This is a genomic window from Paenarthrobacter nicotinovorans (genome assembly GCF_021919345.1).
Lineage (GTDB): Bacteria > Actinomycetota > Actinomycetes > Actinomycetales > Micrococcaceae > Arthrobacter > Arthrobacter nicotinovorans.
Genome location: NZ_CP089293.1, coordinates 1,812,244 through 1,838,810 on the forward strand (window position 1 = coordinate 1,812,244; position 26,567 = coordinate 1,838,810).

General features: G+C 63.9%; 23 protein-coding genes. 17 read left to right on the forward strand and 6 right to left on the reverse strand.

Translation table 11 applies throughout. The annotated features are described in order from the left end of the window. Positions 1–23: 23 nt before the first annotated feature. Genes JMY29_RS08410 through JMY29_RS08425 form a run of 4 tightly spaced genes read left to right on the forward strand, consistent with a single transcriptional unit; the run spans position 24 to position 5,426 of the window. The gene (locus JMY29_RS08410) at positions 24–2,711 is read left to right on the forward strand and encodes a bifunctional acetate--CoA ligase family protein/GNAT family N-acetyltransferase (RefSeq protein WP_189075720.1); all 2,688 of its coding nucleotides are present in this window, start codon (positions 24–26) and stop codon (positions 2,709–2,711) included. A 57-nt stretch (positions 2,712–2,768) separates the two neighbouring features. Then, positions 2,769–3,494 (forward strand): DUF5998 family protein, encoded by a 726-nt coding sequence (locus tag JMY29_RS08415; protein ID WP_018778692.1) that lies wholly within the window; start codon positions 2,769–2,771, stop codon positions 3,492–3,494. After that, a complete protein-coding gene (locus JMY29_RS08420; RefSeq protein ID WP_189075719.1) occupies positions 3,491–4,711 on the forward strand; it encodes an alkaline phosphatase family protein in 1,221 nt (406 codons plus the stop codon). The genes JMY29_RS08415 and JMY29_RS08420 overlap by 4 nt, the downstream gene beginning before the upstream one ends. Continuing rightward, positions 4,704–5,426: a thymidine kinase gene (locus JMY29_RS08425; RefSeq protein WP_018778690.1), complete on the forward strand. Its 723-nt coding sequence runs from the start codon at positions 4,704–4,706 to the stop codon at positions 5,424–5,426. Before JMY29_RS08420 ends, JMY29_RS08425 begins: the two co-directional genes overlap by 8 nt. Here JMY29_RS08425 and sepH read toward each other — a convergent pair. Next, entirely contained in the window at positions 5,423–6,748 is a 1,326-nt protein-coding gene (sepH, locus tag JMY29_RS08430) for a septation protein SepH (RefSeq protein WP_189075718.1), read from the reverse strand. The genes JMY29_RS08425 and sepH overlap by 4 nt on opposite strands. A gap of 287 nt (positions 6,749–7,035) precedes the next feature. Here sepH and JMY29_RS08435 point away from each other — a divergent pair, with 287 nt between their 5' ends. Then, complete coding sequence (locus tag JMY29_RS08435; protein ID WP_018778688.1) at positions 7,036–7,335, forward strand: DUF4193 domain-containing protein; 300 nt, start codon at positions 7,036–7,038, stop codon at positions 7,333–7,335. A gap of 24 nt (positions 7,336–7,359) precedes the next feature. Here the strand turns inward: JMY29_RS08435 and JMY29_RS08440 are convergent, their stop codons facing one another. After that, on the reverse strand, positions 7,360–7,857 hold the full coding sequence (locus tag JMY29_RS08440; RefSeq protein ID WP_189075717.1) for a DUF3093 domain-containing protein: 498 nt from the start codon (positions 7,855–7,857) through the stop codon (positions 7,360–7,362). A 94-nt stretch (positions 7,858–7,951) separates the two neighbouring features. On the opposite strand from JMY29_RS08440, the gene dut reads away from it, so the two are divergent. The 4 genes from dut (at position 7,952) to JMY29_RS08460 (ending at position 10,507) form a co-directional block, all read left to right on the forward strand. Further along, on the forward strand, positions 7,952–8,482 hold the full coding sequence (gene dut / locus JMY29_RS08445; protein WP_018778686.1) for a dUTP diphosphatase: 531 nt from the start codon (positions 7,952–7,954) through the stop codon (positions 8,480–8,482). A 117-nt stretch (positions 8,483–8,599) separates the two neighbouring features. Beyond that, positions 8,600–9,358: a DUF3710 domain-containing protein gene (locus JMY29_RS08450; protein ID WP_018778685.1), complete on the forward strand. Its 759-nt coding sequence runs from the start codon at positions 8,600–8,602 to the stop codon at positions 9,356–9,358. 103 nt (positions 9,359–9,461) lie between these two features. Further along, entirely contained in the window at positions 9,462–9,728 is a 267-nt protein-coding gene (locus JMY29_RS08455) for a hypothetical protein (protein ID WP_229778591.1), read from the forward strand. Next, positions 9,725–10,507, forward strand: coding sequence for a DUF3159 domain-containing protein (locus JMY29_RS08460; RefSeq protein ID WP_018778683.1), 783 nt, complete (start codon positions 9,725–9,727; stop codon positions 10,505–10,507). The genes JMY29_RS08455 and JMY29_RS08460 overlap by 4 nt, the downstream gene beginning before the upstream one ends. Here JMY29_RS08460 and JMY29_RS08465 read toward each other — a convergent pair. Both JMY29_RS08465 and JMY29_RS08470 read right to left on the reverse strand, forming a co-directional pair. Next, positions 10,474–11,208: a potassium channel family protein gene (locus JMY29_RS08465; RefSeq protein ID WP_018778682.1), complete on the reverse strand. Its 735-nt coding sequence runs from the start codon at positions 11,206–11,208 to the stop codon at positions 10,474–10,476. The genes JMY29_RS08460 and JMY29_RS08465 overlap by 34 nt on opposite strands. Further along, positions 11,208–11,879, reverse strand: coding sequence for a potassium channel family protein (locus JMY29_RS08470; RefSeq protein ID WP_026267290.1), 672 nt, complete (start codon positions 11,877–11,879; stop codon positions 11,208–11,210). Before JMY29_RS08470 ends, JMY29_RS08465 begins: the two co-directional genes overlap by 1 nt. A gap of 114 nt (positions 11,880–11,993) precedes the next feature. On the opposite strand from JMY29_RS08470, the gene JMY29_RS08475 reads away from it, so the two are divergent. The 8 genes from JMY29_RS08475 (at position 11,994) to JMY29_RS08510 (ending at position 22,943) form a co-directional block, all read left to right on the forward strand. After that, positions 11,994–13,970 carry an APC family permease gene (locus tag JMY29_RS08475; protein WP_039240785.1) on the forward strand — a complete coding sequence of 659 codons (1,977 nt, stop codon included), beginning with the start codon at positions 11,994–11,996 and terminating at the stop codon, positions 13,968–13,970. Further along, positions 13,967–15,343 carry a class I SAM-dependent RNA methyltransferase gene (locus tag JMY29_RS08480; RefSeq protein ID WP_189075716.1) on the forward strand — a complete coding sequence of 459 codons (1,377 nt, stop codon included), beginning with the start codon at positions 13,967–13,969 and terminating at the stop codon, positions 15,341–15,343. Before JMY29_RS08475 ends, JMY29_RS08480 begins: the two co-directional genes overlap by 4 nt. A gap of 230 nt (positions 15,344–15,573) precedes the next feature. Continuing rightward, the gene (locus JMY29_RS08485; RefSeq protein WP_018778678.1) at positions 15,574–18,381 is read left to right on the forward strand and encodes an aconitate hydratase; all 2,808 of its coding nucleotides are present in this window, start codon (positions 15,574–15,576) and stop codon (positions 18,379–18,381) included. A 178-nt stretch (positions 18,382–18,559) separates the two neighbouring features. Continuing rightward, positions 18,560–20,533: a 1-deoxy-D-xylulose-5-phosphate synthase gene (dxs, locus tag JMY29_RS08490; RefSeq protein ID WP_018778677.1), complete on the forward strand. Its 1,974-nt coding sequence runs from the start codon at positions 18,560–18,562 to the stop codon at positions 20,531–20,533. Then, positions 20,530–21,099: a DUF402 domain-containing protein gene (locus JMY29_RS08495; RefSeq protein WP_189075715.1), complete on the forward strand. Its 570-nt coding sequence runs from the start codon at positions 20,530–20,532 to the stop codon at positions 21,097–21,099. The genes dxs and JMY29_RS08495 overlap by 4 nt, the downstream gene beginning before the upstream one ends. Continuing rightward, positions 21,096–21,656 (forward strand): hypothetical protein, encoded by a 561-nt coding sequence (locus JMY29_RS08500; RefSeq protein WP_189075714.1) that lies wholly within the window; start codon positions 21,096–21,098, stop codon positions 21,654–21,656. The genes JMY29_RS08495 and JMY29_RS08500 overlap by 4 nt, the downstream gene beginning before the upstream one ends. Positions 21,657–21,686: 30 nt before the next feature. Continuing rightward, positions 21,687–21,911 (forward strand): helix-hairpin-helix domain-containing protein, encoded by a 225-nt coding sequence (locus tag JMY29_RS08505; protein ID WP_018778674.1) that lies wholly within the window; start codon positions 21,687–21,689, stop codon positions 21,909–21,911. A gap of 54 nt (positions 21,912–21,965) precedes the next feature. Further along, complete coding sequence (locus JMY29_RS08510; RefSeq protein ID WP_189075713.1) at positions 21,966–22,943, forward strand: aldo/keto reductase; 978 nt, start codon at positions 21,966–21,968, stop codon at positions 22,941–22,943. Between the two features lie 81 nt (positions 22,944–23,024). Here JMY29_RS08510 and JMY29_RS08515 read toward each other — a convergent pair whose 3' ends face one another. Continuing rightward, positions 23,025–25,169, reverse strand: a complete 2,145-nt coding sequence (locus tag JMY29_RS08515; RefSeq protein ID WP_189075712.1) for a 3-hydroxyacyl-CoA dehydrogenase NAD-binding domain-containing protein — start codon at positions 25,167–25,169, stop codon at positions 23,025–23,027. After that, positions 25,166–26,446 (reverse strand): thiolase family protein, encoded by a 1,281-nt coding sequence (locus JMY29_RS08520; RefSeq protein ID WP_055977686.1) that lies wholly within the window; start codon positions 26,444–26,446, stop codon positions 25,166–25,168. Before JMY29_RS08520 ends, JMY29_RS08515 begins: the two co-directional genes overlap by 4 nt. Positions 26,447–26,567: the final 121 nt, after the last annotated feature.

Genomic DNA, 26,567 nt, shown 5'->3' on the forward strand with positions numbered 1-26,567 from the left:
GATGTTTTAGCTAGGCTAAGCCTATGGTGGATCAGCCCGGCGTCGGCATTTATCCGGAATATTGGGAGGCCGATGTCGTGCTGCGCGACGGCGGAACGGCCCACCTCCGCCCGATCAGGCCCGAGGACGCCGAGGCTTTGCAGGCTTTCCACGCAGGTCAGTCGCAGGCGTCCATCTACATGCGGTTCTTTTCCTTCAAGCCCAAACTGTCCGGCAAGGAAGTGCGGCGCTTCACCGAGGTCGACCACATCAACCGCGTGGCGTTCGTGATCACCATCGGTGGCGAAATCATGGGAATAGGCCGCTACGACCGGCTCGATGATCCCAGCGAAGCCGAGGTGGCCTTCAACATTTCCGACGCCCACCAGGGGCGCGGCATCGGTTCGATTCTCCTGGAGCACCTCGCCGTGGCCGCCCGGGAGAACGGCATCCGGCGGTTCACCGCCGAGGTCCTGCCGGACAACCGCAAGATGCTGATGGTCTTCGCCGACGCCGGGTATGACCTCAAGCGCCACTTTGACGACGGCGTGGTGAGCGTCGAGTTCAACATCGACCCCACGGAAAAATCGCGGGCAGTCATGGAGTCCCGTGAGCACCGCGCCGAGGCGCGCAGCGTACGCGACCTGTTGTCGCCGTCGTCGGTGGCTGTCATCGGTGCCAGCCGCAAATGGGGGACCGTCGGCTATCAACTGCTCGAGCACATCATTGAAGGCGGCTTCAAGGGACCTGTCTATGCAGTCAATCCGGAGGCGTTCGAGCTCGCCGGCATGATCTCGTTTTCGAAACTGTCCGAAATTCCGGGGCCCGTCCAGCTGGCCATCATCGCCGTTCCCTATGACGAAGTGCCCAAGGTGGTGGACGAATGTGCCGCCACAGGAGTCAAGGGGATCGTTGTGGCCACGGCAGGATTTGCCGACGACGGCGAGCGGGGCCTGGCACGCCAGCATGAGCTGGTACGGCGGGCACGGGCCAACGGCATGCGCGTGATCGGTCCGGAGTCCCTCGGGATCCTGAACACCCACCCGGCCGTTTCCTTGAACGCGTCCATGGCCCCCGCCATGCCGCCCCGGGGAAGCCTTGGCCTGTTCAGCCAGTCGGCCGCCGTGGGTGTGGCGGTGTACGCGGCCGCCAGCCGCCGTCGATTGGGGTTGTCTTCGTTCCTGTCCGCAGGCAACCGCGCTGACGTTTCGGGTAACGACGTCATGCAGTACTGGGAGGACGACGCCGACACGTCCGCCGTGGGCCTCTACCTTGAGTCCATTGGCAACCCGCGCAAGTTTTCGCGGCTGGCGCGCCGCCTGTCGCGCAACAAGCCGGTGATCGTCGCCAAATCCGACGTCGCTGGCCTCAGCCTGCCGCCCGGGCATGAGGTCCGGACCACGCAGGCGCCCGCTGCGGCACTGGATGCCATGATGCGGCAGGCGGGCGTGATCCGCGTGGACACCATCGAGCAACTCATGGACATCGCCCAGATCGCCTCCTCCCAAGCGCTGCCGCAGGGCCCGGGGTTGGCCGTGTATTCGAACTCGGTTGCGCTGGCGAAGGTGGTGGCGGACAGTGCCGTGCCACTGGGCCTGGACGTCAACCGCCTGGTGACCGACGTGGACCTCGATGCCGGGATGTCCCTCGCGCTGCCGGCGCTCAGGGCCAGCCTGCTGGAGAGCCTCGCGGACACCTCCGTCCATGCTGTGGTGGCTGCTCTCCTCCCGGCCCGCGGCCTGACAGTGGAGGCCCTGGCCAGCGTCCTGGCCGAGTGCGCTGCGGAGGCGGGAAAGCCCATCATCGCGGCTTTCACGGGAATCCTGGACCCCTCCGTCCACGTCGAAGGAATGGTGGGAGCTGACGGTAGGCCACTGTTGCCTTGTTACTCCAATGCCGGGGCAGCTGTAGCTGCGTTGGCGTCGATTGTCCGGTACGCCCAGTGGCGGGACCGCGACCAGGGACTCTTCGTGGAACCTGAAGGCTGCGATGTCGACGGCACCAGGGACACACTCGCGGCGATGCTCGCCGGTGTCACGGGTGAAAAGATCAGGAAGCTCGACGCCGGTGCAGCTGCGGCCCTGCTGGCCGGCTACGGTATCGAGGTGCTGCCCAGCTTCGGTTTCGGCACGGATGAGGAAGCCGTCAGTGCCGCGGACAAGGCGGGCTGGCCCGTGGTGCTGAAAACTACCGAGCCGGCGCTTCGACACCGGCTTGACCTGGGCGGCGTGCGGCTGGACATCCAGGATGCCGGATCCTTGCGCCAGAACATCGCACAGATGCGCCGGGCCCTGGAGCCCTACGGCTCTCCGTCGCTGGAAGTGCAAGCCATGGCCCCCGTGGGGCAGGCGTGTACCTTCCGTGCCATGGAGGACCCGCTCCTGGGGCCCGTCGTGTCGTTCGGACTGGCCGGTGACGCGGTGAACCTCCTGGATGACTGGGCCCACAGGGTGCCGCCACTTTCGGCCGCGGATCTTCACGATGTCATTCGTTCGCCTCGTGCCTCCAGGAAGCTCTTCGGTTACCAGGGGCTCCCGGCCGTCGATGTCGCTGCCCTTGAAGACATCGCAGCCCGGCTCGCCAAACTCAAGGACGACCACCCTGGGATTGCATTGGTTGAGTTCAACCCCGTACTTGCAGGCCCGGCAGGCGCCACGATCCTCGGAGCCGAGGTGTGGATCGGCAACGCGGCCCAGCGTACCGACAGTGCCCGCCGTGCGATGCGAAGTTAGCCACAGGGGCACGGTGCGCGGTTAGGAAGTCACCATGCGATCTGTGAAAATGGGGGAATGAGCACCCAGTCTCCGACGCCTCAGTCCCGCCCGTCCTCCACCGGGAACCACGCAGGACACCACCACAGTTCCCAAGGACAAAGCCTGGAGCAGGCCCTGCAGCAGGCAGGGTTCTACCCGCGTTTGGTGGCCGACGTCGTTGACGATGCCCTCGATGGCCGCGAGTGCTTGTCGCACCTGGTCCACCTCGAGACGCACTTCGACCGTGCGGAGGTCCGCCGGCACATCACCGTGCTTGTCCTCACGGAGGACATGCTGGTGATTACCCATGTGGATGACCAGCAACTGGACGAGGCCGGTGAGCAGATCGTTGCCCAGATCTCCACGGAGTCGGTACCTGTTGCCCAGATCCGTTCGGTGGTCCTTAGCTACATGTACTCCCAGCCGCAAAACTACAAACCATCCGATCCCGTGCGCGAGTTGACGGTATCCATAGCCTGGTCCGGCGGACAACGGCTGGACATGGGCCCTGCAAGCTGCGGAGACCCCCAGTGCGAAGCTGACCACGGCTACAGCGGAACCATCGCCCAGGAAGACATCGTTCTGCGTATCAGTGCAGAAGCCGATGGACTGCAGGCCGTCCAGGACGCCAAACTCTTCGCCAGGGCGCTGCGCGCAGTCAACACGGGAAATCCCGCCCCGGTCCAGCACTCCGGCATTCCGGCCCCCAGGCCGCGTTCGGGCGTCTTCAGCAGCCGCCTGAGCCGTGGGCACCAGCGTTGAGGGACACCGCGCAGACCCCCGCGCCGGTGGACTCCGCGGCAGCTGACCTTCCAGCTCCACCCCTTTACGGGACAAAATCGATCGCTGAAGTCTTGACGAGTTCCGCGGCGGCGCTAGGGGTCCCCGGTTTCAGCAACCAGCTCCAGCTGCCGTCAACCCACCGGGTCTGTGTCGTGCTGGCCGACGGCTTGGGAAGGAGCCTGCTCAAGCAAAAGGCTTCCCACACGCCGTTCCTGCGCTCGGTCATTGCGGCGGGCCAGAGAAGCGTCCCGCAGTGGATTGACTCCGCCTTTCCGAGCACCACGGCCGCTTCCCTTGCCAGCCTTGGCACGGGGCTGGCCGCCGGGCAGCACGGGATGGTGGGGTACGACGTCCTGGACCCTGGACAGGACAAGGTGGTCAACCTCCTTGGGAACTGGGACCCCCAGGTGGATCCCGCTCTCTGGCAGCCCAATGCCACGGTCTTTGAACGCGTGGCCGCCGAGCTGGACGTTGTCACGGTCAGCCTGCCCCAGTTTGGGAATTCACCCATGACCCAGGCTGCGCTCCGGGGAAGCCGGTTCATTGGAGGGACCAGCTTGCACGCAAGAACTGCCGCTGCGGCTGAAGCCATGTCCGGTGGTGGCCGGTCCTTGATGTACTTCTACGTCAATGAACTCGACAAAGCCGGTCACCGTTACGGCTGCCAGTCCGATCGCTGGGAGCACCAGCTCGAAGAGCTTGATTCCACGGTGAAGCGGCTTTCCGCCACGCTGCCGGCAGGGACCACCATCCTGTTGACCGGTGACCACGGCATGCTCGACGTCCCTGCATCCCAGCGGATCGACTACGCGGCCGATGCCTCGTTGGTGGCCGGTGTCCGGCACACAGCCGGGGAACCACGCATGGTGCACCTCTATCTGGAACCTGACGCCACAGAGGCACACCGTGATTCGCTGGTTGATGCCTGGCGCCGGCGCTTTGGCGAACGGATCTGGGTCTTCACCCGCGACCAGGCAGTGGCAGCCGGCTTGTTCGGCGACGTCCTTCCCGAGGTAGCTCCGCGCATTGGTGACATCATGATTGCCGCCAGGGACACCTTGGCCCTGTACGACACCCGCCGTGCCCGACCAGCCTCGCTTGAGGTGGTGGGCCAGCACGGTTCACTGACCCGCGCCGAACGCGAAGTGCCGCTTCTCTGCTTCCCTGCGGCGGGCAGGCAGGGCAAACGTGGCTGAGCTGGTCTTCTTCTCCGGCACGATGGACTGCGGAAAATCGACGTTGGCCCTCCAAATGGACCACAACCACCGTGCCCGGGGCCGCGGTGGGGTCCGGTTCAGCTGCAACGACAGGGCAGGTGATTCCACGATTTCCAGCAGGCTGGGGCTCCAGACCGATGCCGTGGAGGTGGGGGGCGACACGGACTTCTGGGACGAAGTCGTGATCCGCCGCACCAGCGGACTTCGCGTGGATTACCTCATCTGCGACGAAGCACAGTTCTACTCACCGGTCCAGGTGGAGCAGCTGGCGCGGGTAGTGGACGAGATGGACGTCGACGTTTTCGCTTTTGGAATCACGTCCGATTTCCGCACCAGGCTGTTCCCGGGATCCCAGCGGCTCATCGAGTTGGCCGACAAGGTTCAGGTCCTGCAGGTCGAGGCACTCTGTTGGTGTGGCCGCCGGGCAACCCAGAATGCGCGCACACTCAACGGCATCATGGTGGTGGAAGGCGAACAGGTCATGGTGGGTGATGTCGCTCCCACCGCCTCAGACGCCGATGCGCAAGACCGGGCCGATGCCGGCGTCGTCGGTTACGAGACTCTGTGCCGACGCCATTACATGCGAAGGGTCACGGCCCACGGGGCCAACCTCATGGCGGGCGGCGATCAGCCGTTGCCGTTCGACATCGATGCGTGCCTCTGGCCGGGAGCCGGACAACAGGCCCAGCGCTAGTCTCCGCGCGCTCCGAACACGATCTCATCCCAGCTGGGGATGCTGGACCTCTTGGGGCGTGCTGGTTGGCGTTCGGCTGGGGCGTCGGCGGGTTGCGGTGCCCCGGGCTCGGTGGATTCATCCGCCGCTGTTTCGTCCGTGGACGTGTCCTGCTGGCGCCCGGCAGCAGGGGCTGGAGTTTCGCTGCCCGGGCCGCCACCCAGGAGCTCGTCGAGACCGGCCGGCTTACGGCCGGTCAGTGAAGTAACAGGACGAACCGGGCCGGCCACCACCGTGATTTCGCGGGTGTCAGTGCTGACGCCGTTGTGAAGCTTCAGGGAATCGTCATCGTCATCAGCCTCGACGTGCCGGGGGGCAAGGCTCAGCCGGGAAAGCATTGAGGGCCGTCCGTCCTTGCGTGCGGGTTCCTCGGCAACGGGGACACTGGAAGCGCCCTGGGAAAGACCGTCGTCCTCGGGGGCATCAGTAGTGTCGTCGCCAGGTCGGGGATGGGCCGCAGGCACGTTGCTCAACAAGACGGCCAACGCGTCGTCGCCGTCTTCGTCGACGCCCAAGCGCTGTCCCCGGCGTGAACGGAGCATTTCCAGGAGGCTGTCCGATTCCTTCGCCGAGGCACGGGCGGCAGTTTCGGCATCGGTCTCAAAATCGAAAGGGCGGTCCGAGACGGCGGCGAGCCGTCGGGCAGGCACCGGGCCATCCAGTGGTTCAAGTTCGCTGAGCTGCTGGGCCCAACGGTTTGCGTTTTGCAGTGACTTGCGTTGCGGACTGAACGTCCACATGGCGGGAGGTTCCTCACCAATGCTGGCGTGCGAGCCTGGAGCGGTCTCGAACCTGGCAACCACTGTCCAGGAACCATCAGGGCGGCGCCAGGAATCCCACTCGAGCGTCGATGAGTCGATGCCGTGGGCAGACAGCCTGTGGTCCACCATTTCACCAAGGGTGGCGGGGGCATCCCCGAAAGCCGAACGGTAGGCGTCGTGGCCCGGAGCGGGGGACGCCACTTCGATGGCACGCGCTTGCCGGGCAACGTACTCGCGCTCCGCGAGGACGGGTCCCTCGTAACGCTGGACATTGGCAAGAGGGAGCCCTGACAACTCGGAGACTTCAGCTGCTGTTGCGCCGCTGCGGATCCTGGCCTGGATGTCCCTGGGGGACATGGCGATCGGCGTGTTGGAGGCGCGGGCGGCCACCTGTGCCGGGGTACGGCTCGCGGCCGCCCTCAGAGCTTCGTCGATCGGCAGCTGGAACATCGCACCGCCCGGGCCGCTTAAGAGCAGGTGCCCGCCGTCGTCGTGGACGCCTACCAGCCGTAGATCCTGCATAACACCCTCCACCACATGGCATAACTGACATTCGAAACTCTGCCATCAGCGGGGGCCTTTTCCTACTAGGAGCGAGGGCGTGCCGTGATATTCCGCAGAAACCGGCCGGATTCGACCCCATGCTGTGCTGCGGCGGGGGGCTATGGACTTTTGCCGGACGCCGGAGGACAATCTGGCCGATATCGGGCACAAATCCCGTGTGTCCGGTGTTGCACCCATACACCGGTGGCGGACAAGGAGCCGTCCCGGATCCCACCCAGAGCAGGTATGGAGGACGAAGAAAGACCATGGCCACGGATTACGATGCTCCTCGAAAGACCGAGGAAGACGTCAGCGAGGATTCCCTGGAGGAACTCAAGACGCGCCAATCGGGGAAACAGTCCTCAGCAGTGGACGTCGATGAGACCGATCTTGCCGATGGGTTCGAACTCCCGGGAGCCGACCTCTCCGGAGAAGAGCTCCTGATTCAAGTCATGCCACCGCAACCTGACGAGTTCACCTGTTTCAACTGTTTCCTGGTCAAGCACAGGTCCCAGATCGCTGCAGAACGGGGCGGTCACCTGTACTGCACGGAATGTGAAAGCTAGGCGGCCCGTGCCCGCGGGCAGGAACTAGGCGCGGGGTGTGCTGAGGGCAGCGACGAGCTCGTCGGGCCGGCGGGAGGAAGCGAGCCAGTAAGGGGTGCGGTCGGCCGGGTCCGTGATTTCGATCTTGACCACGGGGTCGATCCAACCCCTGAAGCACATGTAGGCCAGCCCGTTCAGGCGCGGTCCGCGTTCGGCGGTTGCTTCGGCTTGCTTGAACGCCTGGACCGAACCCACGAACGCGCGGTCGATGCTGGCACGCCCCACGCGCACAGTGTCTGCGGTGACGGTGATGGTGGGAGTGGAAAGTACCAGCATGGTGGTCATGATGGCCAGCAAGGCGAGGGCTGCGATAATTCCGGCCATAGGGCTGATCGGTCCGAACATCAGCAGGCCTGCGCTTGACAGGCCCAGGACCACAATCCAGATCCACAACGACGGCCACAGCTTCTCCGTGTACAGGACCCCGGAAGTTGCTGGGGTGTTCCGGGCAGGCACGGGGGAAGACTGGTCAGGCGTAGGCATGTACCCAGCTTATCCGGCGGCTGACACCACTGCGTGCATGCCTGCGGGGCCGCAACCGGAGCAGGCAGCGCCAATAACAGTAGAATGAACCACTGTGAGTAACGAGACCGCAGTATTCAGTACAGACACCGCCAGCCCTGATGCGGAGACCACCGCAGCGTACGGTGCCCCGACCCTGGACGTGCAGCTGAAAATGCTCGACGCCGGCCTGGAAGCCCCGTCCTACGCCCACCCAGGCGATGCCGGAGCCGACCTCCGCGCCCGCGAGGACGTGCATCTGGCCCCGGGGGAACGGAAGCTCGTTCCGACGGGGGTCTCCATCGCCTTGCCCGACGGCTTCGTCGCCCTCATCCATCCGAGGTCGGGACTCGCCACCAAACACGGGCTGACTGTCGTCAATGCTCCGGGAACCGTCGATGCCGGATACCGCGGCGAGATTGCCGTGACACTGCTCAATACCGATCAAAACAGCGCCATCAGCCTCAAGCGCGGCGATAGAATTGCACAGATGGTGATTCAGCGTGTGGAGTACGCGCGGTTCGTTACCGTGGACCAGTTGTCCGATTCCGTCCGCGGCACCGGCGGCTTCGGTTCCACGGGCGGATTCAACGCACCGAAGGCCTGAGCCGACTACTCAATCGGCGCGTGCTGCCGACTGCCCTCTGACGCTGTTGCGCGGTTAACGTGGATTAACGTGGTTGCGGTTTACTTGGGGACAGACCACTACTAAGGAGAAAACCCAATGCTTTTTGGGCGCGGCAAGAAGTCCAAGGCCGAGCGGTCTGACACCGCCGGCACCGTCGAGGAATCCGGTGCCGAGGCGCAAGATCCCCAAACCAGTGAGTCCCCGGCGCGGGGTGACTTCCGTCTGGGCAAAGGTCCCCTGGACGTGGATGAAATCGACAGCCGCGAGGGGTACGTTGACCTGGGTGCCCTGCTGATCGCGCCTGCTGAAGGTCTACAGCTCCGCCTTGAGGTGGAAGAAGCAACCCAACGCGTGGTGGCAGTGACGCTGGATCTGGCAGGTTCCAGCCTGCAGTTGCAGGCATTTGCTGCACCACGTTCGGAAGGATTGTGGGATGAAATCCGGGAACAGATCACCCAGTCCGTAGCAAGCCAGGGCGGCGAAACGGAAGAAATCCAGGGAGACTTCGGTACCGAACTCGTAGCCAAGCTGCCGGCCGAGGCCGCCGATGGAAGCAAGGGATTCCGCGCAGCCCGCTTCATGGGCGTGGACGGGCCCCGCTGGTTCCTGCGCGGCGTGCTCGGTGGGCAGGCTGCCCTGGAACGTGACGCCGCAGCAGGCCTGGAGGAGCTCTTCCGCCGCGTAGTAGTGGTCCGCGGCGACAATCCGATGCCGCCACGAGAACTGCTGCAGCTGCGCTTGCCCAAGGATGCAGCCGTTCCCGGCCCGGCCGCCGCTCCCCAGGGAGCCGTGCCGCCGTCGGACTCCACCCTTCAGCAGCCCGAGCGAGGCCCGGAGATCACCCAGATTGGCTGACTCGCCGGGCCACGGGGGAGTGGCGTCGCAGCGCCCCGGGGACCGGGGGATCCGTGATCTTCCCGAGCGGGGAAGGGCAGTATGCACGGGGATCATCGAGTCGGTGACGCACCAGCCACCCAGCGAACAGCCATTTTTCTCCGCTATGGTGGTGGACGCCCTCAGGCCGGGAATCCAGCCCTCCGCGACGAGCGGGGGAGCCAGGAAGCCCTACGACCGCCTGCGCGTCATCTGGCTCGGCCGGACACGTGTACCGGGAATCGAAGCCGGCGTGGAACTTCGCCTCAACGGCATGGTGACGCAGCTTGACGGTTTCCCGGCAATGTTCAACCCGCGCTACGAAATACTTTCCCGTCAGGAGCACCTATGACCGTCGCCAACGGATCAGACCCCAAGGACACCGGACCGTCTTCGCCCCAACGCGGCGAGGGGCCTGGTCTGGAGGCACCGGCGCCCGACACGGATAAGCCGCGCATGTCCGACATCGCCGCCGGATACGCCGAAAAAGCAGGACTTCACCGCAACAGCGCCGGCCACGTGGACATGTTGAAGTCGGCCGGTGGTGTGCAAGGCATTGCCGAGAGTATCCTGCCGGGGCTTGTCTTCCTGGTGACCTTTACCATCACCCGGGACCTGACGCCGTCGCTTGTTGCCGCCCTGGCGACTGCAGCAGTCTTTACCGTCGTCCGCCTGATCCAGCGGCGCCCCCTGACACAGGCGCTGGCAGGCGTGGTTGGAGTCGGTATTTCCGCCTGGCTCGCGAACACCACCGGGAAGGCCGAGGACTTCTACGTGCTCGGGTTCTTCACCAACCTCGCGTACATCGCCGCCATGGTCCTTTCCATCGTGCTCAAATGGCCCGTGGCCGGCCTGCTCTTCGGGTTCGTCCGCAATGAGGGCCTTGAATGGCGGAAGGATCCTGAGCGGCTCCGTGCTTACAAGCTCGGCACCTGGATCGTGGTGGCTGTGCTCGCCCTGCGCCTGGTAGTGCAGGTTCCCCTGTACTTCATGGGCGAGGACGGGTTGACCGCACTTGCCACCACCCGGCTCCTGATGGGTGCCCCGCTCTACATCCTGGGGTTGTGGGTGGCGTGGCTGGTCACCAAGCCCGGAGTTCAGCCGTCGAAGCCGTCGTCGTCGGACGCTTGAGCCGTTTCCGCGGCGTGTTCGCCGGAGTCTTCGCCGGCGCCTGAATTCTTCGACAACAGTGCCCGCAGACCATCTTCCGCCGCGATGGTGGTGACGAAGAAGAGCTCGTCGCCACCATCGAGGACGTCGTCCCGCGTGGGGGTGATGGGGGCCTGGTCGCGCAAAATGGCCACAAGTGTTGAATCTTCGGGCCATTCAATCGCACCCACGGTGCTCCCAATCACATGGGAGTCGTGCGGAACCGTGAACTCCACGATTGATGCCACACCCGTTTGCAGGGTCAGCAGGCGCACGATGTCGCCAATCTCCACGGCTTCCTCGACGAGGGCCGTCATGAGCTGGGGAGTATTGACCGCGACGTCAACACCCCAGGAGTCGTTGAACATCCAGTCATTCTTCGGGTTGTTGACGCGTCCGACGGTGCGTCCGACGCCGAACTCGGTCTTGGCGAGAAGCGACACGACCAGATTTACTTTGTCGTCGCCTGTGGCTGAAACCACGACGTCGGCATCGTCAAGTTTGGCGTCCTGCAAGGTGCTTAGCTCACAGGCGTCGCCCACCAGCCACCGGGCACCGCGGAGTCCGCTGCGTCCGATGACCTCGGGTTTGAGATCGATGAGCAGGATCTGGTGATGGTGGGCCAGGAGCTCGCGCGCAATGGACGAGCCGACGCTGCCTGCGCCAACAATGACAACTTTCACTAAGACTCCTTGGCGGGTGCTTTGGCGAGGATCCGGCTGATCTCGGATGTTCGGTCCAGGCTCAGCATGGCGTGGACCGTGTCGCCTTCCTGGTAGGCGGTGCCGGCCTGCGGAAGCAGGCCCTCTCCGAAGCGGGTAAGAAAGGCGATGCGTATACCGGCGGCCTCTTCGATGGAGCTGAGCCTGTGGCCGATCCAATCCTGGTGCAGGTCCACTTCAGCCAGGACCAAACGGCCTGAGGGTTCGCGGTAATCGCCCGCCAGGTGTTGTTCGGGCAGGATGCGGCGAAGGACCTGATCCGCACTCCAACGCACGGCGGCAACCGTGGGGATGCCCAGACGCTGGTAGATTTCGGCGCGTCCCGGGTCGTAGATGCGGGCCACCACGTGGGCAACGTGGAAGGTCTCGCGGGCCACCCGGGTGGCCAGGATGTTCGAGTTATCGCCGCTGGAGACCGCTGCGAAAGCGTAGGCTTCCTCCACGCCGGCCTGCTTGAGGGTGTCCCGGTCAAAGCCCACTCCGGTGACCTTGCGCCCGGTAAAGGACTTCCGCAACCGGCGGAAGGCCCGCTCGTCCTGATCGATGATGGCCACGGAATGGCCTGCATCCTCCAAAGTGTGTGCCAGAGTTGCGCCAACACGCCCGCAACCCATGATCACGAAGTGAGCCACCATGTCTCCTAATGTGTGTTGTCCCTGCCGCTCGGTATGACTTTACCGTCGCCGGCCGGCTAAGCACGCCTTCGTCGTCATGACATCGCAGGGTATTCAGAGTAGCTTTGCGGAGTGCTGACAATTTTGAATGCCGCGAAGCGGGTGCTGGTGGGCCGGCCTGTCCGGAACGACCGCCTGTCCCACACGCTGTTGCCCAAACGCATCGCATTGCCGATCTTCGCCTCGGACGCCCTGTCGTCGGTGGCGTACGCCCCGGATGAAATCCTGCTTACGCTCGCCTTGGCCGGGGTCAGCGCCGTGGCGTTCTCGCCCTTGGTTGGCCTCGCCGTCATGGTGGTGTTGCTCACAGTGGTGGCCTCGTACCGCCAAAACGTCCATGCCTACCCGTCCGGTGGCGGCGACTATGAGATCGCGAACGTCAACCTCGGCAAGTATGCGGGCCTTACGGTTGCGTCGGCCCTGCTGGTTGACTACGTCCTCACCGTCGCGGTGTCCATGTCCTCGGCTGCGACGTACCTGACCACCGCCATCCCCTCGCTCCACGGCCAGCAGGCGTTGATCGCCACCATAGGTGTCACCATCCTTGCGTTGGTCAACCTGCGGGGAATCAAGGAAGCCGGCACGGTCTTCGCCATTCCTACCTACATCTTCATGGCGTCCATCCTGGGCATGACGGCCGTTGGAATCTTCCAGGCGGCGACCGGACAACTGGGGGAGGCCCCGTCAGCCAACTTCACAATCGTTCCCGCGCCCGGATTCGATGAAGGCCTGGTGGGACTTGCCGGCGCCTTCCTGCTGCTTCGGGCCTTCTCCTCGGGAGCCGCGGCCCTCACCGGCGTCGAAGCCATCAGCAACGGCGTACCCAACTTCAAGAAGCCCAAGAGCAAGAATGCAGCGACGACGCTGCTGCTCCTGGGTGTCATTGCCGCTTCGATGCTGGCTGGAATCCTCTACCTGGCCAATGCCACGAAGGTGCACATCGTCCTGGACCCGGCAAAGGAGTTCCTGGTGGACGGCAAGCCGCTTCCCGAGGGCTACATCCAAACCCCGGCCATCAGCCAGATCGCCGATACGATCTTCGGCTCCGGCTCCATCCTCTTCTACATCGTCGTTGCAGCCACCGGCATCATCCTGGTGTTTGCCTCCAACACCGCCTTCAACGGATTTCCCGTACTGGGCTCCATCCTTGCGCAGGACGGATACCTTCCCCGCCAGTTGCGCACCAGGGGCGACAGGTTGGCTTTCAGCAACGGTGTCCTGGCCTTGGCAGCCGGAGCCTTGGTCCTCATCCTCGCGTTCAACGCCGATGTCACCAAGCTGATCCAGCTCTACATCGTGGGCGTTTTCATCTCCTTCACGGCAAGCCAGCTGGGCATGATCCGCCACTGGGGCCGTGAGCTGAAGCTGGCCAAGGACAAGGTTGTCCGGCGCCGCATCATCAAATCCCGCACCATCAACATGATGGGCTTCGGGATGACGGCACTGGTGCTGGTGATTGTCCTCATCACAAAGTTTGAACAGGGTGCCTGGATCGCCCTGCTCGCGATGTTCATCCTCTTCCTCATCATGTGGAGCATCCGGGCCCACTATGACAATGTCGCCAAGGAACTCGCAGTCGACGAAGACTCCTCTCCCCGCGCACTGCCTACCCGGGTCCACGCCGTACTTCTCGTCTCGCACGTGCGCAAACCGGTCCTGAGGGCGCTGGCCTATGCCCGCGCCTCAAGGCCTTCGCGTCTGGACGCCGTCACCGTGGACATCAACTCCGAAGAGACGGAACACACCGTCAGGGACTGGGAAAAACTGGAAATTCCCGTTCCCTTGACTGTTTTGGCCAGCCCCTACCGTGAAACTGTCACGCCCATCATGGACTACATCAAAACCATGCGCCGGGACTCTCCACGCGACCTCATCGTCGTGTACATCCCGGAGTATGTGGTGGGCAAGTGGTGGGAACAGCTGGTCCACAACCAGACAGCACTCAGAATCAAGACGAGGCTCCACTTTGAACCCGGAGTCATGGTTGCCAGCGTTCCGTGGCAACTGAAGTCGTCAGAAGAAGCAAAGGCACTGCAGGATACCCAATGACCCCCCACAGCAATCCGCCCCGCACGGGGCACAGCGACACTCACGGAGCCCAGGCAGCGGACGGTGATGAACTCGTCGTCAGCGTCGGTCCGATCGCCCACGGCGGGCATTTCGTCGCACGTCACGAGGGCCGCGTTATTTTCGTCCGGCATGCCATCCCCGGTGAGAAGGTCCGCGTCCGGTTGACCGACTCGGGTGACTCGTCGCGCTTCTGGCGCGCCGACGTCGTGGAGGTCCTGGACGCTTCGCCCGACCGCGTTCCGCACTTTTGGAAGGCGGCGGACTCCCTGGCGTCCTGGAACCGGGGTGCCCCGCCGGTCGGCGGCGCCGAACTGGGGCACATCTCGCTCGAGCGGCAGCGTGGCCTGAAAGCAGAGGTTCTCGCCGAACAGCTGAAACGGCTGGCCGGCCTGGATCTCGCCACCGAGGTGGAGGCAGTCGGCGGGAACCACGACGACGGACTCGGCTGGCGTACGCGCGCCAGCTTCGCGGTGACCTCCAATGGACGCTTGGGCATGCATGCCCACCGCTCGGACATGGTGCTTCCGGTCAAGGAAATGCCGTTGGCCCTGCAGGGGATCAACGACCTCCGGCTATGGGACATTGACCTTTCCGGCATAGCCCGTGTGGAGGTCGCTGTCCCAGCCAACGGTTCCAGGCCCCTGATCCTCCTGGCTCCGGAGGAAGGCACCAGCCCCAAACGCTTGCACAGCATCGTCTCCCAACTGCCAGGCGACGTCTCCGTGGCGGGTTTCGATCCCCTTAAGGGCGAGGTCCAGCAACTGCGGGGGAGGACCTGGGTCCAGGAGAGTGCCGCAGGCCACGACTACCGGGTAACAGGAGAGGGTTTCTGGCAAATCCATAAGGACGCACCGAACACCCTGGTTGGAGCTGTGACGGACTATCTTTCCCGCGGCGGGTATCTGGAGCACTGTGCGGCTGTCGCCGATCTCTACGCCGGCGCCGGGCTGTTTACGGCCCCTCTGGCGGACGCCGTAGGGATCACTGGTTCGGTCCTCTCTGTCGAGGGCTCGCCGGGCACCAGCCGGGACGCCCGCAAGAACCTCCATGGATCGCCCCAGGTGGAAATAGTCCAGGGCCGCGTGGAGCGGGTCCTGCACCAGCGGTCCCGCAGCTTCGACTCCTTGGTGCTGGATCCGCCCAGGGCCGGCGCAGGCAAAACCGTGGTCAAGCAATTGATGGCCACCGGCCCGCGTGCAATCGCCTATGTGTCCTGCGATCCCGCTTCCTTTGCGCGTGATCTGGGTTACTTCCATCAGGGCGGATGGCGGCTGGAGTCGCTGCGGGCTTTTGATCTCTACCCCAACACCCACCATCTCGAAACGGTTGGCCTGATCGTTCCGGCCGCCTAGCTGGGCCGGTCCCCGTCCGCGCGAGACTGCGGACGGGGCGGCTTTGGCGGATGGCTGCCCGTGGCGGAGACAATGCCACTACGATGGGCGTAGTAGTCCCGCTCCGCAGGAATGAACACCCCCGGGGTGGGGTGACCAACAGAGATGCCGCCCGGCTAAGTAAGGTCCACCTAACTGGCTAGCGGCCAACCACGCGACAAAGATGAAACTGTTGCGAGAGGAGTCCTGCCATGAGCACTGTGGACAGCTTCGGTTCCAAAGGCGTACTGAATGTAGCCGGCACCGACTATGAAATTTTCCGGTTGAACTCCGTAGAGGGCGCAGACAGCCTTCCGTTCAGCCTCAAGGTATTGCTTGAAAACCTCCTGCGGACTGAGGATGGCGCCAATATAACGGCTGACCATGTCCGCGCCCTGGCCGGTTGGGATCCCAACGCGGAGCCCGACACGGAAATCCAGTTCACCCCGGCACGTGTCATCATGCAGGACTTCACTGGCGTTCCCTGCGTTGTTGACCTGGCCACCATGCGTGAAGCCGTCAAGGAACTTGGCGGCGACCCCAAGCGCGTCAACCCGTTGGCGCCTGCGGAAATGGTTATCGACCACTCCGTCCAGATCGACGCGTTCGGTAACTCGGGCGCGCTGGAACGCAACATGGAGATCGAGTACCAGCGCAATGGTGAGCGCTACCAGTTCCTTCGCTGGGGCCAGACCGCGTTCGACGACTTCAAGGTCGTTCCCCCGGGAACCGGTATTGTCCACCAGGTCAACATCGAGTACCTGGCACGCACCGTGATGACCCGCGAGGTTGACGGCGTCGTCCGTGCCTATCCCGACACCTGTGTGGGCACTGACTCCCACACGACCATGGTCAACGGCCTTGGCATCCTGGGTTGGGGCGTCGGTGGCATCGAAGCCGAGGCAGCAATGCTCGGCCAGCCGGTCTCCATGCTCATTCCGCGTGTTGTCGGCTTCAAGCTCAACGGCAGCATTCCGGCCGGCGCAACCGCTACGGACGTCGTCCTGACCATCACCGAAATGCTGCGCAAGCACGGTGTTGTGGGCAAGTTCGTCGAGTTCTACGGCGAAGGCGTTGCGGCTGTGCCGCTGGCCAACCGCGCCACCATCGGCAACATGAGCCCGGAATTCGGTTCCACGGCCGCCATGTTCCCGATCGACGACGTCACCTTGGACTACCTGCGCCTGACGGGCCGCTCAGAAGAGAACGTCGCCCTGGTGGAGGCGTACACCAAGGAGCAGGGCCTCTGGCACGACCCTTCCCGCGAACTGCGTTTCTCCGAGTTCCTCGAGCTGGACCTCTCCACGGTTGTTCCGTCGATCTCCGGCCCGAAGCGTCCCCAGGACCGCATCGAGCTCACGGATGCCAAGGAGCAGTTCCGCAAGGACATCCACAACTACGTCTCCATCGAAGACGGCAGCGTGGACGAGGCCTTGGACGAATCCTTCCCCGCTTCCGATTCGCCGTCCTTCACGCACGCCGACTCGCACACCACGGAGACGGCACGCGTTGCGTCCGCCGCCAATGGTGCGAACGGCCGTCCGTCGTCGCCGGTTCACGTGAAGACCGCTGACGGACGCGAATTCGAACTGGACCACGGCGCAGTGTCGATCGCCTCGATCACGTCCTGCACCAACACGTCCAACCCTTCCGTCATGCTGGCTGCCGCCCTCCTGGCACGCAACGCCGTGGACAAGGGCCTCACCTCCAAGCCGTGGGTCAAGACGTCCGTCGCCCCCGGCTCCAAGGTGGTCACGGACTACTACGAAAAGTCCGGCCTGACCCCGTACCTCGAGAAGCTCGGCTTCTACATCGTGGGTTACGGCTGCGCCACGTGCATCGGCAACTCCGGCCCGCTTGAGCCGGAAATCTCCGAAGCAATCCAGGCCAACGACCTCTCCGTGACGGCAGTCCTCTCGGGCAACCGCAACTTCGAAGGCCGCATCAACCCGGACGTAAAGATGAACTACCTGGCTTCGCCGCCGCTGGTCATCGCTTACGCACTGGCTGGTTCCATGGACTTCGACTTCGACACCGATGCCCTGGGCACCGACTCCGAAGGCAACGAGGTGTTCCTGAAGGACATCTGGCCGAACCCGACCGAGGTGCAGGAAGTCATTGACTCCTCCATCGACGAGGCCATGTTCGCCAAGGGTTATGAAGGCGTCTTCGACGGCGACGACCGCTGGAAGGCACTCGACACCCCTGCCGGTGACACCTTCGCCTGGGCTGAGGACTCCACCTACGTGCGGAAGCCCCCATACTTCGAGGGCATGAAGGCGCAGCCGGATCCCGTCAAGGACATCTCGGGTGCCCGCGTGCTCCTGAAGCTTGGCGATTCCGTCACCACGGACCACATCTCCCCGGCCGGCTCCTTCAAGTCGGACACCCCCGCTGGCCAGTACCTCCTGGCCAACGGTGTGGAGCGCAAGGACTTCAACTCCTACGGCTCACGCCGTGGCAACCACGAAGTCATGATCCGCGGTACCTTCGCCAACATCCGCATCAAGAACCAGCTCCTGGACGGCGTCGAAGGTGGCTTCACCCGCGACTTCAGCCAGGAAGGCGCACCGCAGGCCTACGTCTACGACGCAGCCCAGAACTACCAGGCTGCGGGAACGCCGCTGGTTGTCCTGGCAGGCAAGGAATACGGTTCCGGTTCGTCCCGTGACTGGGCAGCCAAGGGCACTGCGCTCCTGGGTGTCAAGGCAGTCATCGCCGAGAGCTACGAGCGCATCCACCGCTCCAACCTGATCGGCATGGGTGTCCTTCCGCTCCAGTTCCCGGCCGGCGAGTCGGCTGCAACGCTGGGCCTGACCGGTACGGAAACCTTTGCAGTTGAGGGCGTCACCGAGCTGAACAACGGCACCACGCCGAAGACGCTCAAGGTCACGGCAACGGCTGAGGACGGCACGTCCAAGTCCTTCGATGCTGTGCTGCGTATCGATACCCCGGGCGAAGCGGACTACTACCGCAACGGTGGCATCCTGCAGTACGTTCTGCGTCAGATCTCCGCATAACGTAATCCGGCTGGTTTCAGCCGATTACGGTGCCATGCAGCCCCGGCTGGTCGATTGACCGGCCGGGGCTGCTGGCGTCCGGGATAATTCCGCCCCGCCGAATCGGTGGCCGGGGGAACGCGCGGCACCGGGCACGCGCTAAAGTTAACGAGCACGTCATTCACCCTAAGGAGGGCCGTTGGGACTTTTGGAAACCGTCAAGGATCCACAGGACCTGGCCAAACTGTCCGGCAAAGAGCTGGAAGAATTGGCTGGCGAAATCAGGAAGTTCCTGATCACCAACGTCGCCGCGACAGGCGGCCACCTCGGTCCGAACCTGGGCGTGGTTGAACTTACCCTTGCAGTCCACCGGATGTTCGATTCGCCGCGCGACAGCATCGTCTTTGATACCGGCCACCAGTCCTATGTCCATAAACTTCTGACGGGTCGCCAGGACTTCAGTACCCTCCGTCAACAGGGTGGGCTCTCCGGCTACCCGGAGCGGGCCGAGTCCGAACACGACATCGTGGAAAGCTCCCACGCCTCGTCATCCTTGTCCTGGGCCGACGGAATTTCCCGCGCCCGCCAGCTCACCGGTGAAGGTGACCGATTCGTCGTCGCGGTTGTCGGCGATGGTGCGCTGACAGGTGGCATGACATGGGAGGCCATCAACAACATTGCCGCTGACAAGCGGCGACGCGTCGTGATCGTGGTCAACGACAACGGACGTTCCTACGCGCCCACTGTCGGTGGTTTTGCCGACTACCTTGCCTCGTTGCGCCCCACGATCGATTCGCTCCGCACTGCCCCCGCGTACGAGCGGATGCTCGACTGGTGGAAGAAGAAGCTGCAGAACGGCGGCCCGGCCGGCCAGTTCACCTACAAGAGCCTGCACGCCATGAAGAAGGGCATCAAGGACTGGTGGGCCCCGCAGGGCATGTTCGAGGACCTGGGGATGAAGTACATCGGCCCCGTCGACGGACACAACCTCCAGGCCATGGAGCATGCCCTCAACACGGCGAAAGCCTACGGCGGGCCTGTCATTGTGCATGCCATGACCGAGAAGGGGCACGGGTACGCACCCGCCCTCGCCAACGAGGCGGACCAGTTCCACGCCGTGGGCATCATCGACCCCGAAACAGGGGAGTCCACTGAAATCCCCGGTGCCAGGTCGTGGACCTCGGTGTTCGCCGAGGAGATCGCGGACATTGCTGACGAGCGCGAGGACATCGTCGGCATCACCGGCGCCATGCTCATCCCGGTGGGGCTGCATAAGTTCGCTGAGCGCCATCCTGAACGCGTCATCGATGTCGGCATCGCCGAGCAACATGCCCTGACCTCGGCCGCAGGAATGGCCTTCGGCGGCCTGCACCCTGTGGTTGCCGTGTACGCAACCTTCCTGAACCGTGCCTTCGACCAGCTCCTGATGGACGTTGCGTTGCACAAAGCCGGTGTCACCATTGTCCTGGACCGCGCCGGAGTGACCGGTCCGGACGGGCCCAGCCACCACGGCATGTGGGATATGGCCATGGTCCAGATTGTTCCTGGCCTCCATTTGGCTGCCCCCCGCGATGCAACCCGGCTCCGCGAAGAACTCCGTGAGGCTGTTGCCATCAACGATGCTCCCACCGTTGTGCGCTTCTCCAAGGGCAGTGTCGGTTCCGAAGTTGAAGCCATCGAACGGCTCCACGACGGCGTGGACATCCTTGCGCGCAGGCCTGCAGGCTCCACTGAGAACGACGTCCTGATCGTCAGCGTAGGTGCGATGTCCGAGTTGGCCTTGGACGTGGCCGACCGCCTGGGCGCCCAAGGCATCAGTTCAACAGTGGTGGATCCGCGGTGGGTCCTTCCGGTCCGGAAATCAATCATCGCCCTCGCAGCCCGTCACCGCTTGGTGATCTGCATCGAGGACGGCGTACGCGCCGGTGGCGTTGGTTCCCGCATCCGCCAGGAAATGCGTGCAGCCGGCGTGGATACTGCCCTGAACGAGGTCGGCTTGCCGGTGGAGTTCCTGGTGCACGGTTCCCGGAGCCAGGTGCTGGAACGCGTCGGGCTCACCGCGCAAAAGATAACGCACGACGTCGTTGCCCAGGTTTTGGGGACCAAGGTCCCCTTTGCACGCCCCCTCCCGGGTCAGGAGCACCCCACTACAGGCAGCTTGCCCACCCTGTGAGGGACGATCGCGGACCGGGCGCCCTGCAGCCTGGAGACCTTGTTGTGGCGCGGAACAGGAAGTGGGACGGCACCGCCCACTGGGTTGTTCCCGGCCGTTATCTTGGTGAGGACATTTACGGCTGGTGGATATTCCAGGGCGCAGGGGAGTTCTGTTCCCGCCCGGGGGCGGCGTTCTACACCGCTTCTGATGCCATCTTGCTTGTACCCAGGACAGGCGAGTACGTGGCAACGTTCTACGATGACAGCTACCCGGGCGACTTCCGCATTTATGTGGACCTGGCCACCGCCCACGCCTGGACTCCCATCAAAGCCGGTGTGACCGAGTTCCACATGATCGACATGGACCTGGACGTCATCCGTTCCACCACGCACGGGGTGTTTGTTGATGATGAGGACGAGTTCGAGGAACACCGGGCAGCCATGGTCTATCCGGGACAAACAGTGGACGCCATGCGTACCGAATGCGCAGCGCTATACGAAGCAGTGGACACCATGAAACCACCGTTCGACGTTCTGGGGTCCAGCAGTCCCAGCGCCGAGTGGTTCAGGAAAGGACGCGCATGACCGGGATTATCCGGACGTACAAGACAGACGACGAGGGTGTACTGCACTTTCGCGAAGCCTGGTACGACGACGAAGACCAGCAGTTCGTGGTTAACCACGGGGTAGTTGGCCACCAGAGCAAGACCAACGAAACCGGAGTGGATGACGAGTCCGCTGTCGAAGGTTTGATGACCGCCTTTGCCGCCCAGTGCGAGGAAGACGGCTACGCCGAGATTCCCGAGTCCGAGCAGTTCTGGGTGGTGGCGCAGATTGCGCTGAAGACCAAGGACGGCACAGAACGCGACCGCCATCTGGAAAGGAAGGCGAAAGCGGCCCTTACCGGCGAACTGGCGTGGCGTGGACTGGGGATCGTGGACCGCTCTGAGATCGGCAACGGCCACCTCAACATTTTTTGCCTGTGCCCGGATGTCAACAAAGCCGTCAACGCCGTCAAGATCTGTGTCCGCGGCGAAGACCTGGACTTCACGAAGCTCACCGTGGCTGCCGCGCCCCATGGAGATCCCGCAGCGTTCAAGGTGAAGCACTCGCCGAAGCAAGGTATGGGCTTTAGTCTCTAAGTAGCACCCAATGCACGAGGAGGGAACCCCATGTCGTCCAAGAGCAACTGGCCCGGACATACACCTTTGCCCAAGGGCCTGGCAGCACCGGCCAAGCGCGCACTGGCCCATCAGGGCATAGAAACATTGGAGCAGCTGGCCGAGTACGGTGAGGGCCAGGTTTCCAAGCTCCACGGCATGGGTCCAGTGGCCATCGCCCAGCTTGAGGATGCCATGGAGGAATCGGGAATCACCTACGGTACTGCCGGCGGCTAGGGTTTTGTTGCCCGGGGTGACTATCTTCCCGTGGGAGCGGGATAGGGTGAATTCATGACTGAATACCGACGCCTTGGCCATTCCGGACTGACCGTCTCAGCTGTAGGGCTGGGCTGCAACAACCTGGGGCGTGCCAATACGCCCACGGAGTCCCAGGAAGGCACTGACGCAGTTGTCCACGCCGCCGTTGAAGCAGGGGTGACGTTCTTCGACGTCGCCGATGTCTACGGACGCGAGCCGGGGCTCAGCGAAACCATGCTGGGAAAGGCTCTGAAGGGCCGCCGGGACGATGTCGTGATCGGCACTAAGTTCGGCATGGACATGCGCGGGGTGAACGGCAATGACTTCGATGCCCGTGGTTCGCGGCGGTACATCGTCAAGGCCGTCGAAGCCTCCCTGCGCCGGCTGGACACTGACTGGATCGACCTTTACCAGTTCCACACGCCGGATCCCCGGACGCCGATTGAGGAAACCCTGGCTGCCCTGGATGACCTGGTCTCCAGCGGCAAAGTTCGTTACATCGGGCATTCCAACTTTGCCGGCTGGCAAATAGCGCAGGCCGAGTATGTGGGACGCGAATCAGGTGGTGTCCGCTTCATTTCCACGCAGAACCACTACAACCTGCTGGACCGCCGCGCCGAGCTCGAGGTCCTGCCCGCGGCACAGGCGTTCTCCCTGGGCGTGTTGCCGTACTTCCCCCTCGCCAACGGGCTGCTCACGGGAAAGTATTCGGCGGGCAAGGCGCCGGAGGGCTCCAGGCTGAGCCATACGCGGACCAACCTGGTGCACGACGCCGACTGGGAGCAGCTGGGCCGCTTCGGCCAGTTCGCCAAGGAGCGCGGCATCAGCGAGTTGCAGTTGGCTTTCTCCTGGCTCGCTGCCCAACCCGGAGTCAGCAGCGTTATCGCCGGTGCGACGCGGCCCGAACAGGTCCGCGAGAATGCTGAAGCGGTCTGCTGGGTACCAACCCAGGAAGACCGTGACGAGCTGGACGACATCTTCCCGAAGTCGCCCAAGGTGGCGCTCTTCTGATCCGATACAGAACTGGCCGGCCCCGGAGCAACTGCTCCGGGGCCGGCCTGTTCTACTGTTTGGCCTGTTCCACTCTTTGGATTAGGCCGGTGCGGAAGCTACGCCAGGCGCCAGGAAGCGCTTGCCGTTGACCCGCTCGGAGGCACCCACCCGGTCCAGGTAAGGGGTGATGCCGCCCAGGAACATTGGCCATCCCGCACCCATGATGACGCACAGGTCGATGTCCTCGGGGCCGGCCACGACGCCCTCTTCGAGCATGAGCCCGATTTCTTCGGCCAGGGCATCCTGAGTGCGGCGAAGCACTTCTTCCCCGGTGGAGGGGGTGTTGCCGAACGACATGATGGCCAGCGTCTCAGCGGGAATGACCGGTTTCCCATCGGATCCCGGGACCCACAAGGACTTCACGCCGTTGTCGATCAGTTTTTGCAGGTTCTGCGAAACCGGGAAGCGGTCCCCGAATGCCGTGTGCAAGGATTCCTGGACGTGCTGGGCCACCGGAAGCCCCACCATGGCGCTGAGGGTGAACGGGGACATGGGCAAGCCCATCGGACGCAGTGCGGTATCGGCAACCTCTGCCGGGGTTCCCTCGTCGAACGCTGCGATGACCTCGCCCATGAGGCGAAGCAGGATACGGTTCACAACAAAGGCGGCCGCGTCCTTGACCAGCACTGCGGTCTTCTTTAGTCCCTTAGCCAGTTCGAAGGCTGTAGCGAGGACAGGGTCGTCGGTCTTCGGTGCCTTCACGATCTCAAGAAGGGGCATGACGGCCACCGGGTTGAAGAAGTGGAAGCCGACCAGGCGCTCCGGATGCTTCAGGTCTTCGGCCATGGCGGTCACGGACAGCGACGACGTATTGGTGGCCAAAATGCACTCCGGGGAGACAATTTCTTCCACCTCTGCGAAGACCTGCTTCTTGATATGCAGTTCTTCGAAGACGGCTTCAATCACGAAATCGGCGTCGGCAAAGGCTTCCTTGGAGACGGAGCCTGTGACCAGGGCCTTGGTCCTGTTCGCGGCGTCAGGCTTGATCCGCTTCTTCGCCAGCATTTTGTCCACCTCGGAGTGGACGTACGCTACTCCCTTGTCCACGCGCGCCTGGTCGATGTCCGTCATGACCACGGGGACCTTCAGCTGCCGCGCGAACAGCAATGCCAACTGGCTGGCCATGAGGCCCGCACCCACGACGCCGATCTTGGTGACAGGACGTGCCAACTTGCGGTCCGGGGCTCCGGCCGGGCGCTTGGAACGCTTCTGCACCAGGTCCAGGAAGGCGTACACGGTGGAACGGAACTCATCGGTCTGCATGAGGCCGGCGAGGGTTTCGCATTCGAGCTCTGCCGACTCCTGCTGCGTCATGGTCCTGTTGGCTTCCATGACGTCCAGTACCTTGGCCGGTGCAGGCGAGGCGTTGGAGGTTTTGGCCTCATCGAAGGCACGTCCTGCCGCGACCGCAGCGGCCCAGCGGGCGGCCACCGCATCATCGCTTGCCTCAACGGCGTTCTTGCGCTCCGGCACCTCTTCACCTGAGATGACGCGTGCAGCCCAGGCCAGGGACTGTTCCACGAAGTCGGCGGGCTCAAAGATGGCGTCGGCTATCCCCAGCTCGTAGGCCTGAGGCCCGGTGAGCGTCCTGTTGTTGCTCAGCGGGTTCTCGATCATCACCTTGACCGCATTCTCCGGCCCGATCAGGCGCGGGAGGATGTAGACGCCGCCCCATCCCGGGACCAGGCCGATGAAGGCTTCCGGAAGCGCCAGCGCGCCGGCACCCGTGGAGACGGTTCTGTACGTGGACTGGAGGGCGATCTCCAGGCCACCGCCGAGGGCCAGGCCGTTGATGAACGCGAAACTCGGGACGCCGAGATCGGCCAAGGTTGCGTAGACGGCGTGCCCGAGCTGGGCCATCCAGAGACCGTGTTCGCGCTCCTTGAGGGTTTTCACGGCCGAGAGGTCGGCGCCGGCAACCAGGAAATACGGCTTGCCTGTGACACCGACCCCCACGATTTCGCCCCGCGAGGCCCGTTCTTTGAGACCGTCAAGGACGCTGCCGAGCTCTACCAGCGTGTTGGGGCCGAGGGTGGTGGGCTTGGAGTGGTCCAGGCCGTTGTCCAGGGTGATGAGGGCGAAGGTGCCCACCCCGCCCGGGAGCTGGATGTCCTGGACATAGGAGTGTGTGACGACCTCGTCGGGAAACAGTGCGGCGAGCTTCTGGAATTCTGCGGCGCTCATGCGGCGGCTCCTTCAGTGGGGGCGGTGGTTGCGGTCGTGACCGGCTCAGGGGTGGACGATGCGTAGTCGGCGTGGTGGGGGTTCTCCCAGATCACCGTTGCGCCCATTCCCAGGCCGATGCACATGGTGGTGATGCCGTAGCGGACGGACGGGTCCTCTTCGAACTGGCGCGCGAGCTGGTTCATCAGCCTGACGCCTGAGGAAGCCAGCGGATGTCCGACGGCGATCGCCCCGCCATAGCGGTTGACGCGCGGGTCGTCATCGGCAATCCCGAAGTGGTCCAGGAAGCTCAGTACCTGGACGGCGAATGCCTCGTTGATTTCGAACAGGCCGATGTCCTCGATGCCCAGCCCGGCGTTCTTCAGTGCCTTCTCGGTGGCTGGGACAGGGCCGATGCCCATGACTTCGGGCTCGACGCCGGCGAAAGCGTAGGATACGAGGCGCATTTTGACGGAAAGCCCGAGTTCCTCGGCGGCTTCCGCTGAGGCCAGGACGGCGGCCGTGGCCCCGTCGTTCAACCCTGCGGCATTTCCCGCAGTGACGCGGCCGTGTGCGCGGAACGGAGTGCGCAGTTCAGCCAGGTCCTCAACGGTGGTGCCTGGACGCGGCGGTTCGTCCGTGGTGTGCAGCGCCCATCCCTGACCGGGTTTCATGGTGGCGACGGGCACGAGGTCTTGCTGGATCTGTTCGTTGCTGTAGGCGGCGGCCAGCTTGGCCTGCGAGGCTGCTGCGTAAGCGTCCGTCCGGTCCTTGGTGATCGCCGGGAAGCGGTCGTGCAGGTTTTCGGCGGTGTTGCCCATGTTCAAGGCTGCAGGGTCAACCAGTCGCTCGGACATGAAACGCGGGTTGGGATCAGCTCCCGCGCCCATGGGGTGGTTGCCCATGTGTTCCACGCCGCCTGCGATGACGACGTCGTAGGCGCCGAAGCCGATGCCGCTCGCCGTCGTCGTTACCGCGGTCATGGCACCTGCGCACATGCGGTCGATGGCGAAGCCTGGAACGGAACGGGGGAGGCCGGCCAGGAGGGCCGCCGTGCGGCCGATGGTCAGGCCTTGATCTCCGGTCTGGGTGGTGGCGGCGATGGCTACTTCGTCGACGCGCTCCGCGGGAAGCGAGGGGTTTCGCCTCATGAGTTCGCGGATGCATTTCACTACCAGGTCATCGGCGCGGGTCCCGGCGTAGATACCCTTTTCGCCGGCTTTGCCAAAGGGCGTGCGGACACCGTCCACGAAGACGACGTCCCGGACGTTGCGCTGGGCAGTGCGTGATGGACTCATGTATTTACTCCTCGTTGAGACATGGCACCGTGTCCCGCGGGGCGGGGTCCGGTTGGCATTACTGCAATGTTACTCATGGGTAACTTAGCGTGCAAGGCCATGGGCTTCTGCCCGCCGCATC